Annotated in this window: 11 protein-coding genes; 7 read left to right on the top strand and 4 right to left on the bottom strand. The window is 61.6% G+C overall.

Annotated features, from left to right (window positions below; translation table 11 throughout):
• Positions 1 to 25: 25 nt before the first annotated feature.
• Positions 26 to 442 (bottom strand): hypothetical protein, encoded by a 417-nt coding sequence (locus PMI16_RS15880; RefSeq protein WP_007881311.1) that lies wholly within the window; start codon positions 440 to 442, stop codon positions 26 to 28.
• A gap of 161 nt (positions 443 to 603) precedes the next feature.
• Here PMI16_RS15880 and PMI16_RS15875 point away from each other — a divergent pair, with 161 nt between their 5' ends.
• From PMI16_RS15875 to PMI16_RS15860, 4 genes are all read left to right on the top strand, one after another.
• On the top strand, positions 604 to 945 hold the full coding sequence (locus PMI16_RS15875) for a zinc ribbon domain-containing protein YjdM (RefSeq protein ID WP_007881309.1): 342 nt from the start codon (positions 604 to 606) through the stop codon (positions 943 to 945).
• Between the two features lie 46 nt (positions 946 to 991).
• The gene (locus tag PMI16_RS15870) at positions 992 to 2,053 is read left to right on the top strand and encodes an oxidoreductase (RefSeq protein WP_007881307.1); all 1,062 of its coding nucleotides are present in this window, start codon (positions 992 to 994) and stop codon (positions 2,051 to 2,053) included.
• 95 nt (positions 2,054 to 2,148) lie between these two features.
• Positions 2,149 to 2,697: a chlorite dismutase family protein gene (locus tag PMI16_RS15865; protein ID WP_007881305.1), complete on the top strand. Its 549-nt coding sequence runs from the start codon at positions 2,149 to 2,151 to the stop codon at positions 2,695 to 2,697.
• 174 nt (positions 2,698 to 2,871) lie between these two features.
• Positions 2,872 to 4,425: a methyl-accepting chemotaxis protein gene (locus PMI16_RS15860; protein WP_007881303.1), complete on the top strand. Its 1,554-nt coding sequence runs from the start codon at positions 2,872 to 2,874 to the stop codon at positions 4,423 to 4,425.
• 88 nt (positions 4,426 to 4,513) lie between these two features.
• Here the strand turns inward: PMI16_RS15860 and PMI16_RS15855 are convergent, their stop codons facing one another.
• The 3 genes from PMI16_RS15855 to PMI16_RS15845 all read right to left on the bottom strand — a co-directional run bounded on the left by PMI16_RS15855 (position 4,514) and on the right by PMI16_RS15845 (position 9,624).
• On the bottom strand, positions 4,514 to 6,229 hold the full coding sequence (locus PMI16_RS15855) for a methyl-accepting chemotaxis protein (protein ID WP_007881301.1): 1,716 nt from the start codon (positions 6,227 to 6,229) through the stop codon (positions 4,514 to 4,516).
• Positions 6,230 to 6,481: 252 nt separating this feature from the next.
• Positions 6,482 to 8,212, bottom strand: coding sequence for a sensor domain-containing diguanylate cyclase (locus tag PMI16_RS15850; protein ID WP_007881299.1), 1,731 nt, complete (start codon positions 8,210 to 8,212; stop codon positions 6,482 to 6,484).
• 89 nt (positions 8,213 to 8,301) lie between these two features.
• On the bottom strand, positions 8,302 to 9,624 hold the full coding sequence (locus PMI16_RS15845) for an ABC transporter substrate-binding protein (protein WP_007881297.1): 1,323 nt from the start codon (positions 9,622 to 9,624) through the stop codon (positions 8,302 to 8,304).
• Positions 9,625 to 9,943: 319 nt separating this feature from the next.
• On the opposite strand from PMI16_RS15845, the gene PMI16_RS15840 reads away from it, so the two are divergent.
• The 3 genes from PMI16_RS15840 to PMI16_RS15830 all read left to right on the top strand — a co-directional run bounded on the left by PMI16_RS15840 (position 9,944) and on the right by PMI16_RS15830 (position 14,024).
• Positions 9,944 to 11,170 carry a Bcr/CflA family multidrug efflux MFS transporter gene (locus tag PMI16_RS15840; RefSeq protein ID WP_034380833.1) on the top strand — a complete coding sequence of 409 codons (1,227 nt, stop codon included), beginning with the start codon at positions 9,944 to 9,946 and terminating at the stop codon, positions 11,168 to 11,170.
• A gap of 419 nt (positions 11,171 to 11,589) precedes the next feature.
• The gene (locus tag PMI16_RS15835) at positions 11,590 to 12,273 is read left to right on the top strand and encodes a FadR/GntR family transcriptional regulator (protein WP_007881293.1); all 684 of its coding nucleotides are present in this window, start codon (positions 11,590 to 11,592) and stop codon (positions 12,271 to 12,273) included.
• Between the two features lie 98 nt (positions 12,274 to 12,371).
• Positions 12,372 to 14,024 carry an ABC transporter substrate-binding protein gene (locus tag PMI16_RS15830; protein ID WP_007881291.1) on the top strand — a complete coding sequence of 551 codons (1,653 nt, stop codon included), beginning with the start codon at positions 12,372 to 12,374 and terminating at the stop codon, positions 14,022 to 14,024.
• The last annotated feature ends 18 nt before the right edge of the window (positions 14,025 to 14,042 follow it).

Genomic DNA, 14,042 nt, shown 5'->3' with positions numbered 1-14,042 from the left:
TCAGATAACGCAGATCTGGTGAAGGTCAGGCGTCGCCCAGCAGGTCGTGCGCATTGAGGATGGTGAAGGCGATTTCGGGATGGTTTTCCAGGCATTTGCGAATCGCGGCGGGTACCGCCTGGCGCGTCTTCTTGCACAGGCCGGGTTGGTCTTCCAGCAGGATCACGAAGCCGCGCACGGTGCGCACTTCGCGCGGGCTCGGCGTGATGCGCAGGACCACGCCGAGCTGTTTGTACAGCAGGGCGCTGACGTGCTGGAGATCGTCGTAGCTGTCGATGCGATCGATGCGTTCGATCAGCCGGCGCTCCTGTTCCTGCGTCAGCGTCAGGATGCGCAGATCGGTGTCGGGGTCGGCCCGGTCGAGCAGGCTCTCGCGATCGCACACGCACGCGCCGGGCGGGCACTCCTTGCGGATGGGGATACCGGAAAGCGACTGCAGCATGCCAACTCCTGAATTTCGACGTTCAACCAGAACCGATTTGCAGTTCCATAGTATAGCGGCTGCGCATCTCCGGCGCCGATTGCCGGCGCTGTATACTGCGCATTCTGCAACCGGCATCCGGCGTTTTTCCGCGTCCTTGCCACATCATCAAGAAAGCCATCATGAGTACCCTGCCAGCCTGCCCGCAATGCCAGTCCGAATTCACCTACGAAGACGGCGCGCTCTACATCTGTCCCGAATGCGCGCATGAATGGTCGGCGCAAGCGACGGAGGTCGCGGAAGACGCCGCCAAGGTATGGCGCGACGCCGCCGGCAATATCCTGCAGGACGGCGACACCGTCACCGTGATCAAGGACCTCAAGCTCAAGGGCGGTGGCGGCGTCGTCAAGATCGGCACCAAGGTCAAGAACATCCGCCTGGTCGACGGCGACCACGACATCGATTGCAAGATCGACGGTTTCGGCCAGATGGGCCTGAAGACCGAGTTCGTCAAAAAAGTCTGAACAACGCAGAACGCAGAACGCAGAACGAAAAACGAGGAGACTCCCCATGTCCGAGGTATTGAAGCTGGGTTTGATGGGCTACGGTTTTGCCGGTTCGACCTTCCACGCGCCGGTGATCGCGCATAGCGGCCGCACCGCCCTCGCCGCGATCGCCACCTCGCAGGCCGGGCGCGCCCGCGCCGATTATCCCGATGCCGCCGGCGTCGCCGGTGTTGACATCGTGCCGGATTTCGACGCCTTGCTCGCGCGCGAAGATATTCCTTGCATCGTCATCGCCACGCCCAACGACACCCATTTCGACCTGGCCCGCCGCGCGCTCGACGCCGGCAAGCATGTCGTGGTCGACAAGCCGGTGACCTTGTCCGGCGCCGATGCAAAGACGCTGGCGGAGTTGGCGACGCAGCGCGGCTTGCTGTTGGCGCCGTTTCACAACCGGCGCTGGGACGGCGACTTCATGACCCTGCGCGCGCTGATTGCCGACGGCAAGCTGGGACGCGTGACGCATTACGAATCGCACTTCGACCGCTTTCGTCCGGTGATTCCCAAGCGCTGGCGTGAAGAAGCGGCGCATGGCGGCGGCCTGCTGTTCGACCTGGGACCGCATCTGATCGACCAGGCGCTGGCCTTGTTCGGCGCGCCGCAATCCATCTCGGCGACGGTGAGGCAGCAACGCGACAATGCCCAGGTGCCGGACTACGTCCATTTGCAATTGCATTACGCCGACAAGGAAGTCATCCTGCACGCCAGCGCGCTGACCGCCTTGCCGCCGCCGCGCTTTACCGTGCACGGCACACGCGGCAGTTACGTCATCAACGGCCTCGACGTGCAGGAAGACCAGCTCAAGGCCGGCCTGCGCCCCGGCGATGCCGGCTTCGGCAAGAACGCTTCCGGCCTGCTGCGCGAAGCCGATGGCGAGCGCGATACACAGTCGGCCTGCGCCACGCAGGATGGCGACTATGCCGGCTTCTATCGCGCGCTGGCGGAGACGCTGCTCGACGGCAAGCCTTTCCCGGTGGCGGCGCACGACGCGGTCGATGTCATGAACATCATCGACCTCGTCATCCGCAGCGATGCCGAGGGACGGCGTTTACCCTTCCCCTCGGCCTGAAATCCGGGGCATGGCCCTTGCTTGACTGATGTAAGAAGCGCCGCCGCGGCGCGACTAAGCAGAACCAGGAAAAAACATCATCAGCGAGGGCAGACATGAATGAACGGCTTTGGAGTTTTTCCGGCGGCGATCACGGGCAATGGCGCGTTACCGACGTCAAGGCCATCACCGGCACATCGCTGGCCATGGCAGCACGACTCGATATCGTCAACGGGGCGCCGTCCGCGCCTGCCGTATGGACGCTGCAAGGCGTCACCAGCAACGAGCGCTACGTGCAACAGGATGAAAAACAAAAACTCGTTGTCGTCCAGCAGGGCCCGGGTCGCCCTTCCTCCACACAGGCGGCGTTGATTCCCATCCGCAAGAATGCCGCCTGGTGGGCGCTGGCGCAGGACGAGCGCCGCGACATTCTCGAAGCCAAATCACGCCACATCGAAATCGGCCTGCGGTACCTGCCGCCGATCGCCCGCCGCTTGCATCACTGTCGCGATCTTGCCACGGCGCAAGGCTACGATTTCCTGACCTGGTTCGAGTTCGCGCCGGAGCATGCGAAAGCCTTCGGCGAGCTTCTCCTTGCCCTGCGCAGCACCCCTGAATGGACCTATGTCGAGCGTGAAACCGAGGTGCATTTGCGGCGCGCTTGAGAACGCCATGGAGGGATGAAAAATGGGTGCCCCATGTTGCACAGCAGCAGTGTAGCTTTCCGGACAATATATATTTTCGGTAGGTTTAAAACGCGGTAATCTGCATTGGAGCTCGAGGAGGAAACAGGGCCGGGGGACACATTAAAACGATAGCAAGCAAGGGGCGATATCACCATGAAACAACTTTCCAACATGCGGATTTCCAGCCGCCTGATTTTCGGTTTTGCCATTGTTCTCATCCTGGCGATCATTTCCACCTCGATGGGACTGATCAATGCCAAACGTAACGCGGAATCCACGCGCGCCATGATGGAGTTGCCGCTGGCCAAGGAAAGGCTGGTCGCCGACTGGTTCGTGCTGACGTATTCGGCGATCGTGCGCACGTCGATGATCGCGCGCAGCTCCGACGTCAATTTGGCTGACACCTTCAAGGAAGCGATCGCCGCCAGTGTGGTTTCCGGCAGCGGCATCATCAAGCAGATCGAACCGCGCCTGAGTTCGGAGGATGAGAAAGCACTGTTCAAGGAAATCATCGCCGCGCGCAATACATACCAGGCCGCCAAGGAACTGGTGATGAATACGCGCAAGACCGGCGACGCCGCCGCCGCCGAGAAAGCCTACAAGGATGTGTTCGAACCGGCGTCCAAGGCCTATGCGGACAAGGTCCACGGGCTGCTGGCGATGCAGCGCAAGGCCATCGACCAGATGGCCGTCGATATCGACCGCACCAACACGCGCGGCATGCAACTGATGATGGCGCTGGGCGTGCTGCTGGTGGTCATCAGCGTGGTTGCGGTGATCATCATTTCGCGCAGCATCACGACGCCGTTGAAGCGCGCGCTGCAAGTTGCCAGGATGGTGGCGGCCGGCGATCTCACCGCCAACATCGAGAAACACGGCAAGGACGAAATCGCCGAACTGATGCGGGCGCTCGACGAAATGAACGAGGCGCTGCGCAAGATCGTGTCTGAAGTGCAGACCGGCACCGAGTCGATCTCGACCGCGGCCAATGAAATCGCCTCGGGCAATTTCGATCTGTCTTCGCGCACCGAGCAGCAGGCCGGTTCGCTGGAAGAAACCGCGGCATCGATCGAACAGCTGACCTCCACCGTCAAGCAGAATGCCGAGAACGCGCGGCAAGCCAATCAATTGGCGCAGAGCGCGTCCGACGTCGCCGTCAAGGGCAGCGGCGTGGTCTCGCAAGTGGTCGACACCATGGGCGCCATCAACGCCTCCTCGAACAAGATCGTCGACATCATCAGCGTGATCGACGGCATCGCCTTCCAGACCAACATCCTGGCGTTGAACGCAGCGGTGGAAGCCGCCCGCGCCGGCGAACAGGGCCGCGGCTTCGCCGTGGTGGCGTCGGAAGTGCGCAGCCTGGCGCAACGCAGCGCGGCGGCGGCCAAGGAAATCAAGATGCTCATCGGCGACTCGGTGGAAAAGGTCGGCTCCGGCAGCCGGCTGGTGGAACAGGCCGGCGTCACCATGAGCGAGATGGTGGAAAGCGTCAAGCGCGTGACGCTCATCATGAGCGAGATCGCCACCGCCAGCCAGGAACAGAGCCAGGGTATCGAACAGATCAACCAGGCCGTCACCGAGATGGACAACACCACGCAACAAAACGCTGCGTTGGTGGAGCAGGCGAGCGCCACTTCGGAACTGTTGCAGGCCCAGGCCGGCAAGCTGGCCGAAGCGGGACGGCACTTCAAGCTCGGGCATGCCTGACGTCGTCTGAGATCGGCCGCCTCCAATAAAAAACGGGCGCCTTTTGACAGGCGCCCGTTTTGGTTTCAAGCCGCGACGCAATGCGCGATCAGAAGGTTTCCCAATCTTCCGAGCCGTCGTTGACCGGCTTTCTGGCCGGCTGTGGCGGCGGGATCAGGCGCGGTGCAGGCTTGTCCGTGCCGGTTGCGATCGCCGCACGTTGCGGCGTGATGTTCCTGATCGGGGTAGCCGATGGTCCGTGTGACGATGCGACGGCTACGCTGTTGGCGTCCAGTGTGAACACGCTCACCACCTGTGCCAGCCGAGCCGCCTGGTCCTGCAGCGAACCGGCAGCAGCGGCGGCCTGTTCGACCAGCGCGGCGTTCTGTTGCGTGACCTGATCCATTTGCGTGATGGCGTGATTGACTTCGCCGATGCCGGTGCTTTGTTCCTGCGTGGCCGAACTGATTTCGGCCACGATGTCGCTCACGCGCCTGACGCTGCTGACGACGTCGGCCATGGTTTTTCCGGCCTGTTCCACCAGGCGGGTACCCGAGCCGACCTTGTCGACGGAGTCGTCGATGAGCGATTTGATTTCCTTGGCAGCCGACGCCGAGCGCTGCGCCAGGCTGCGCACTTCGCTCGCCACGACAGCAAACCCGCGGCCCTGCTCGCCGGCGCGCGCGGCTTCCACCGCCGCATTCAACGCCAGGATGTTGGTCTGGAAGGCGATGCCGTCGATCACGCTGATGATGTCGACGATGCGACGCGAGGATTCGTTGATGGCTTGCATGGTGTCGACCACCTGTCCGACCACGGTGCCGCCTTCGACTGCGACCTTGGAGGCCGACAAGGCCAGCTCATTGGCTTGGCGCGCGTTGTCGGCATTTTGCTTGACGGTGGACGTCAGTTGTTCGACGGCGGAGGCGGTTTCTTCCAGCGAGCCGGCCTGTTGTTCGGTGCGCGACGACAGGTCGAGGTTGCCGGTGGCGATTTCGGATGAAGCAGTGGCGATGGTATCGGCGCCGGAGCGCACTTCGCGCACGGTCTTGAGCAGATTCTGCGTCATGTCGTGCAGGCCTTGCAGCAACTGGCCGATTTCATCCTTGCGGTCCACCACCACATGTTTGCTGAGATCGCCTGCCGCGACGGCGGCGGTGGCTTGTACGGCGCGGTGCAGCGGGCGCGTGATGCCTTCGGCCAGACGCCATGAGGTCAGAATGCCCACCAGCAGCGCCAGCACGCCGACGGCGATCAGAATGACGCGGCCGGAGCGGTACTGGTCGTCGACGATGGCCGCATTGCGATTGATGACATCCTTCTGATGAGTGGCGACAGCGTTGACGCGCGCGCTATATTCCTTCATGGCCGGGATCAGCTTGCCGTCGAGTTCGGCCAGGGCGCCGGCTTCGTCGCCGGCTTCCTTCATCTTGAACACCTTGTTGCGCAAGTCGTTGTAGACCTTGCGCTGTTCCAGCAGCGCGTTGAACAATTTGCGTCCTTCATCGGATTTGACCATTTCGTCGAGCTGCTTCTGGACGGCGCTGGTGCGGTCCACGGTGCCTGCCACCTGGTCCTTGAAGAACTTCTGGTGATCGGGGTTGCTGCTCTTGATCAACGCCACGGTGCGCACGCCGTTGGCGTCGATGTTGGCGGCCCATTCCGAAGCCAGGCGCTCTTTCAGCAGATCCTGGCTGATCATGCTGGCGGTACGGCTGCCGATGTCCTGCAGGCGCCACACGCCGATGACGGTCATCAACACCAGCAGGGATAACACCATGGCAAATCCAAGTCCCAGCCGCGAACCAATGCGGATATTTTTCATGTTTGTCTCGTCCAGATATTGTTGTCGTTTCCGTGCGGGGATGCACGGGGGAAACATGCATACTAGTCCAGCGCGCGGAGCCGCAATCCGGTGAAAAGGCCGGTAAAGCGGGGCTTTATGGCCGATGTAACAGACTACGGCACGACGATGTGGTGTTTTCGTTATTGAAAAATCAACGCGATGCCGCATCGGAAAATTGACCATGCCGGACAGGTCAATTGAGTCATCGATAAACCGGACATCGTTACACCATCATGCCGCCGGTGAGCCGGCGATACCTTCGCGGTCGTTGAGCACGACGCGATTGCGGCCCTGCGACTTGGCCAGATACATCGCCTCGTCGGCCATGCGCAGCACGGTGTCGGTGCTCATGCCGTCGTCGACCTGCACGGCGGTCACGCCGATGCTGCAGGTCACATAGCCGAACGGCGAGTCTTCGTGCGGGATGCGCAGGTTTTCGATGGCGGCGCGGATGTTCTCGCCCAGTTGCATGGCGTGGGCGCTGTCGCTTTCCGCGACGATGATGGAAAACTCTTCGCCGCCGTAACGCGCCGCCAGGTCGGTGGCGCGGCGCGAACTGGTGTGCAGGATCTGCGCCACGGTACGCAGGCAATCGTCGCCGGCCAGGTGGCCGTAGCGGTCGTTGTAATTCTTGAAAAAGTCGACATCCAGCATCAGCAGCGCCAGCGGCTTTTGCGAACGTACCGCGCGCCGCAACTCGCTGGCCAGCGCTTCGTCGAAGCGGCGGCGGTTGGCGATGCCGGTCAGGCTGTCGGTGGCGCTCAGGGCTTCCAACTTGCGGTTGGCCAGCTCCAGCTCGCGCGTGCGCGCGGCGACCTGCTCTTCCAGATGTTCGTTGTGCTGGTACACCTTGCTGGCCATTTCGTTGAAGCGCTGCGACAGCACGGTGATCTCGTCCTTGCCCTCGTATTCCATGCGGATCAGGTAGTTGCCGGTCTTGGTTTCCTTCATCACGCCGACCAGCTGCTTGAGCGGCAGCGAAATGCTGCGCGCGATGATGAAGGATAGTGCGAACGAGACGATGAAGCACAGCACGCCGATCAGGATGATCTTGTTGCGGATCGAGCGCACCTCGGCGTTGAGCGCATTGAGCGGCGTGGTGCTGACCACCATCCAGTCGGTATGCGGAACCGGTGCGAATGCCGCCAGATGTTTTTTCTTGTTGCTGCCGTCATAGGATACGAAATCCTTGCTGCCTTTGGCGACGGCCTGGGCGATGGCGGCCACCAGGCCGGTTTCCGCTGCATCGTTGTCGTCCTGGCTGCCGCTGGCGACGATGCGGCCGTCGCGGCTGTCGATGACGAACAGGCGCGAGCCGTAACCGAGATCGACCGCATCGAAGATGCGCGAAAAATGCGTCGGCTTGAGCCCGACGAACAGGGTGCCGGCCAGCCGGTTGTTGCTCTTGAAGAGAATGTCGCGCAGCATCACCACGCTTTTCTGGCCGGCGGCGGTGCCGTAGGTGCTCCAGTAAGGCCGGCCCTTCATGTCGGGCGCGTCGTCGACGAAGCGGACCACGCCGTCGCCGAGCTGCGCAAACACCTGCGGGTCCATGATCTTGTGTTTGCGGTCGAGTACGTACTTCTGGTTGACGTATTCGAAGGAGCCGTAATTCTCCAGCATCAGCCGCGTCATCTTCGCGCGCGCCGTGGAGCGGTCCGCTTCGTTGCCGTTGTAGTAAGCCGCCAATGCGCCTTGCATGCGGTCGGAAACCGCCAGCTCTTCGCTGGAGGATTCGATCTTCTCGATTTGCTGCAGCATGTTCTGCGCAACCTGCTTGACCACTTCGCCGGCGAAGATGCGGATCTTTTCCTGCGAAGCGCTGCTTGACTCCCGGTAGGCGACGATGCCCGCGATCAACAGCGGCACCAGCGACACCAGTACGAAAGAATTGATCAGCCGATGACGGATCTCGATCTTGCGCAACAGTTTCAGCGACAGGAAATCCAGCATCTTCCTCATGACGGCAGCTTTCCGCATGCGGCGGCCGGACGCAAACAAGGACACGGGCAGGGTGAGAATGCGTTCATCGCGGACAAGGCTGGCATCGCTTATCTGTTCTCCGTTCTGGCTTCATGCCGGATCGATTGTTCCAGCGCCAGGGCGGCCTGGCGCGGGGTCTTTTTGCCGAACAGCACGTCTTGCAGCAGCGGATGCAGCATGTCGATGGTGTTGGTAGGCAGATAAGAATAATACGGCCCCGTCGTCAGCGGCGCTTGCGTGACGTGCTGCACGTAGTCGACGATTTGCTGATCGGTGACGGTCTTGCCGCCGACGTACTTCAACGGAGAGACATTTTGCCGCTTGTTCTGCAGGATCGGATAGCCCTTGTCATAGATGAATTCGAGAAATTTCATCGCCGCCTTCTTGTTGCGCGTCTCGCAGACGGCAAAGCCGGTCTCGCTGCCGACCACCGGCACCACGGTCTTGCCCGGTGCATTCCATGGCGGCACGAAGGTGCCGGTGGTGAAATGATTGCCGTGCATTAATTGCCCCGACGACCACGTTCCTTGGAAAGCCATCGCCGCCTTGCCCTCGGCGAACAGGCGGATGCCTTCGTCGTAGCTGGTGTTCATGTAGCCGCGCTGCACGTAGCCTTTATCGGCGATCAGTTTGATCTTGGCGAAGATGTCGACGGCGTCGTCGGTGTTGAGATCAAGGCTGCCGTCGGCGATGCGGGCCTTCCAGTCGTTGGGGTGACGCGCCACGACGTTGTTGGCGAAGCCGAAGCTGAACGGACCGTTGGCCAGCATGTTGGGGAATGCACCGTTCCAGATGATCGGCGTGAAGCCGGCCTTGCGCAGCGCGGCGCAGGCGGCGAGGAATTCTTCGAAGTTGGCCGGCAGCGTCTTGATGCCGGCTTTGCGGAACATGTCCTTGTTGTAATAGATCAGCGTCGCCGCGACGCCCCCCGAAATGCCGAAGCGCTTGCCGTGGCGGCTGGTCCAGTCGGGTTTGAGCGAGTCCAGCATGTTGTCCCAGGCGGCGCTGTCGCCGACGTCGGCAAGGATTCCCTGGTTCGCCAGCTCGGCGGCATAGGCGTTCGGATTGATGGAGATCAGGTCGGGCAGGTTGTGGGTGGCGACTTTGGGTTTGAGGTTTTCCTCCACCGAGTTGCCGATCATGAACTGCACGTCGACCATGATGTCGGGATTCTCGCGATGGAAGGCATCGGCGATCTTGTGCATCTCCTCAGGCCAGTCGGGCGCCCATATCAGCGCGGTAAGCCGCGTCTGCGGCGCAGGCGCCGGTGCGACGGCAGTCTGGTCGGCGGCCTGGTCGCAGGCCGACAACAGACTGCAACAGCAGAAAACGGCGATGACGGCAAACGCGGTGAAAACACCCGAGGTTCTTTTTATAGCTGCGTGACCCATGAATCTTTCCTGAAGACTTCCCCGATGTGGCTACCGATGAAACATCCCGCGTAGTACGGAGAGGTGTTCGCCAACTTTTTATTCAACATTCAGTGTGCCATCTTTTACGTAACTTGCAGGCGAATGTTGCGGGTTCCACAGAAAAATTTACGGCTTCGTTGTTGCTCCGTCATTGGTCGCGGCGCGTGCCGGAAGCTTTGCGCCCCAGACGGTATAATGACGGACGCTGCATCTGTTCCGCCGTACTCTATTTGCGCCAGGCATTCCCCCCTTTTCTTGTTTGTCCGTCTTTGGCATCAGGCGGCATTTGTCATTTTTCATGCATACAGACTCTTCGCCTTTTCAGGGCAAACGCCTTCCCGGTTGGCTGATCTTGATGGCCGCGCTGACGGCGATGGGCGCCTTGTCGATCGACATGTACCTGCCCAGCTTTTCCTTCATCGCCAAAGATCTCGGCGTGGGCAGCAACACCATCCAGTTGACGCTGTCGACCTTCCTGATCGGGCTGGCGTTCGGGCAAATGTTCTACGGTCCCATCAGCGACCGCTTCGGCCGCAAGCCGCCGCTGTATTTCGGCATCTGCCTGTATGTCGTCTCCTCGCTCGGCTGTGCGCTGGCGCCGAATATCGAAACGCTGCTGGTGCTGCGCTTCTTCCAGGGCCTGGGCGGCAGTTCCGGCATGGTGATCCCGCGCGCGGTGGTGCGCGACAAGATGGGAGCGGAAGGCGCCGCCCGCGCCTTCTCGATGCTGATGCTGGTGTTCGGGCTGGCGCCTATTCTCGCGCCTTTCATCGGCGGCCTGTTGCTGACTTTCTCGACCTGGCGAGCGATTTTCGCCACGCTGACCGTGTTCGGCGCGATTTGCCTGATCTGCACGCACCGCGTGATGGAAGAAACGCGCGACCAGGCCCACGTCGTGCCGCTGCATCTGGGCCGCGTGCTGCGCCAGTACCTCGGTCTGTTGCGGCATCGCCAGTTCATGGCCTACGTCCTGTGCGGCGGTCTGATCCAGGCCGGTTTGTTCGCTTATATTTCGGGCGGTCCTTTCGTGCTGATCGAACTGCACGGCATCAAGCCGCAAAACTTCGGCTTCGTCTTCGGCGCCAACGCCATCGGCCTGATCACCTGTTCGCAGATCAACGCGCGCCTGGTGATCAAACGCAGCGCCGACCGCGTGCTCGGCAAGATCATCTGGATTCCGGCCATCCTGACCACGATCGTGGCGCTGCTGGTGGCGTGCGGGTTTGAAAGCCTGCCGCTGCTGCTGATCGGCTTCTTCGGTTTCCTGTCCTGCCACGGTTTCGTCGGTCCCAATGCCTCGGCCATCGCGCTGGCGCAGCAGGGCAAGCAAGCCGGCACCGCGGCGGCGCTGATGGGTACGCTGCAATTCGGCATCGGCATGTTGTCGGGCGTGGTGATGGGGCTGTGGCACGACGGCACGGCGTTGCCGCTGGTGACCGTGATGGCGGTGTGCGGTGTCGCCGCCTTGCTGCTGTATCGCTATGTTGCGCGTCACACCATGCAAACGGTGCCGCGTCAGGCTTGAGCTGTATAAATGGCGTTCGGCCAAAGTATCTTCTTATCTTTCGCAGTCGTCCCAGCGAACGCTGGGACCCAGTGTCGTGAAAACGGTTGATACGACACTGGGTCCTGACTTTCGTCAGGACGACGGCATGTAGTGATCGTGCACCGGGCGGGAAAATTGGCGCCCACTTGCTCGTCGCATCTCCTCATTCTCATCTCCGTTTTCCCGTGCACGCTTTTGCGCACGCGCCTGCATGAAATATGTGCGGCGGTGTTTTTCGGGGCGGTTCTTTACCGCTCGCCGCGCGTCGGCACGCCGCCATCTTCCAACGCATCAAGCCTTGTTTTGTCTATGTAATCGCCGTTTTTCGAAGTAGGTGGCATATCAATTGCTATATCGATTCTTGCGGTCTGACCAGTCAGACCAAAAAGGGGAAATCGATGAGCATGCCTAATATCGCCGCGCAAACATTGCAACGCCAGATTCTGTCAGGGACCTACAAGACCGGCCAGATGCTGCCCGGCCAACGCGACCTCGCCGAGTCGCTGGGCATCAGCCGCGCGTCCTTGCGCGAGGCCCTGTCGATGCTGGAAGCGCTGGGGTTCATCCGCTCCATGCCGGGCAAGGGCACGCTGGTCACTTCCGGGCGCGGCACTCCCGTCGCCAAGGCAAAGGCGACCTCGGCAGCACCTTCCTCGGCAGAGTTGCAATCCACTTTTCAACTGCGTTACGTCATCGAACCGGACGCCGCCGCACTGGCCGCACGCGTCGCCAACATGCACACCACGCCGCGTCTGTGGGGCGTGCAGGCGCGCTTCGAAGATGCGCTCAAGACCGTCGATCTGGTCAGCGCCTGGCAGGCCGATCTGGCCTTCCATCAATTGATTGCGGAGTTGTCCGGCAACGGCGGCCTGCTGCAAATTTCGCGCGACTTCGAAACCCGCATTTGCCACAGTCTGCGTCTGCCGTTTGCCGATCATTCGCGCATCTGGGAACCGGCCGAAGAACATCGCGCCATCGCCGCTGCGATTTCAGCCGGCGACGCCGACGGCGCCCGCGCGGCGATGCAGGCGCACTTGCTGCACACGGCTGCGCGCGCCGGCATTTCCTTTCTGCAGCCATGACCGTTTTGCTTCACCTCTGATTCAACTTTGTTTCAACTTTAATCCACAGTAAAAAACCAAATTCTCCATCACGTCGTTCTCGTAAAGGAAGCATCAACATGAAACTGACCAAACCAAGCGCGCTCACCCTGGCCTGTACGCTGGCTTTCGGCTTGCTGACCAGCGTCGGCGCGCACGCCGAGAAAGTCTTGCGCATCGCCATGACCGCGGGCGACATCCCGCGCACGCTGGGCCAGCCCGACCAGGGCTTCGAAGGCAACCGCTTCACGGGCATTCCGATGTACGACAGCCTGACGCAATGGGACTTGAGCAAGGCCGACAAGCCCAGCGAAGTGATTCCCGACCTGGCCGTGTCGTGGGCGGTCGACGCCAAGGACAAGACCAAGTGGATCTTCAAGCTGCGTCCGGGCGTCAAGTTCCATGACGGTTCCGCCTTCAATGCCGACGCCGTGGTATGGAACGTCAACAAGGTGCTCGACAAGGACGCACCCAACTTCGATCCGAGCCAGGTCGGCGTGACGGCATCGCGCATGCCGACATTGCGTTCGGCCAAGAAGATTGACGACCTCACCGTCGAGCTGACCACCTCCGAGCCGGACTCCTTCCTGCCGATCAACCTGACCAACCTGTTCATGGCCTCGCCGCTGCAATGGGCCAAGAAGCTGGCCGCCGTGCCGGGTTCGGTGACCGACAAGGCCGAGCGCGCCAAGCAGGCCTGGGCGGCATTCGCTGCAGACGCTTCCGGCACCGGTCCTTTCAAGATGACCAAGTTCGTTGCGCGCGAGCGTCTCGAACTGGCGAAGAACCCGGAATACTGGGACGCCAAACGCCGCCCGCAAATCGACAAGGTCGTGATGTTGCCGCTGCCGGAAGCCAACTCGCGCACCGCGGCGCTGTTGTCCGGCCAGGTCGACTGGATCGAAGCGCCGGCGCCTGATGCGCTCGACACCATCAAGGCGCGCGGATTCAAGATTTATTCCAATCCGCAGCCGCACGTGTGGCCGTGGCAGCTGTCCTTCGTGCCGGGTTCTCCATGGCTGGACAAGCGCGTGCGCCACGCCGCCAACCTGTGCGTGAATCGTCCCGCGATGAAGCAATTGCTGGGCGGCCTGATGGGCGAAGCCACCGGCACCGTCGAGCCGGGTCATCCATGGCGCGGCAACCCCAGCTTCCACATCAAGTACGACCCGGACGGCGCGCGCAAGCTGATGGCCGAAGCCGGTTACTCGGCGGCCAAACCGCTCAAGGTGAAGGTGCAGATTTCGGCGTCTGGTTCAGGCCAGATGCAGCCGTTGCCGATGAACGAGTTCATGCAGCAAAACCTGAAGGCCTGCTTCTTCGACGTGCAGTTCGACGTGATCGAGTGGAACACGCTGTACACCAACTGGCGCATCGGCGCCAAGGATCCGAGCGCGCACGGATCGGACGCGGTCAACATCAGCTTCGCGGCGATGGATCCGTTCTTCGCGATGGTGCGCTTCGTCAGTTCCAAGGCAGCGCCGCCGGTATCGAACAACTGGGGCTTCTACAGCAATCCGGAAGTCGACGCCATCGTCGCCAAGGCGCGCACCACGTTTGACGCCAAACAGCGCGACGCCTTGCTGGCGCAACTGCACGCCAAGATCGTCGACGAAGCGCCGTTCGTCTGGGTGGCGCACGACACCGGTCCGCGCGCCATTTCGGCCAAGGTCAAGGGCGTGGTGCAGCCGCAAAGCTGGTTCATCGATATCGCCACCATGTCGATGGACTAACTCTGCGTTGATGTCGTG

It is taken from the genome of Herbaspirillum sp. CF444, assembly GCF_000282135.1.
Taxonomy (GTDB): Bacteria; Pseudomonadota; Gammaproteobacteria; order Burkholderiales; family Burkholderiaceae_D; genus Herbaspirillum.
This window is presented reverse-complemented; position numbering and strand designations above follow the sequence as displayed.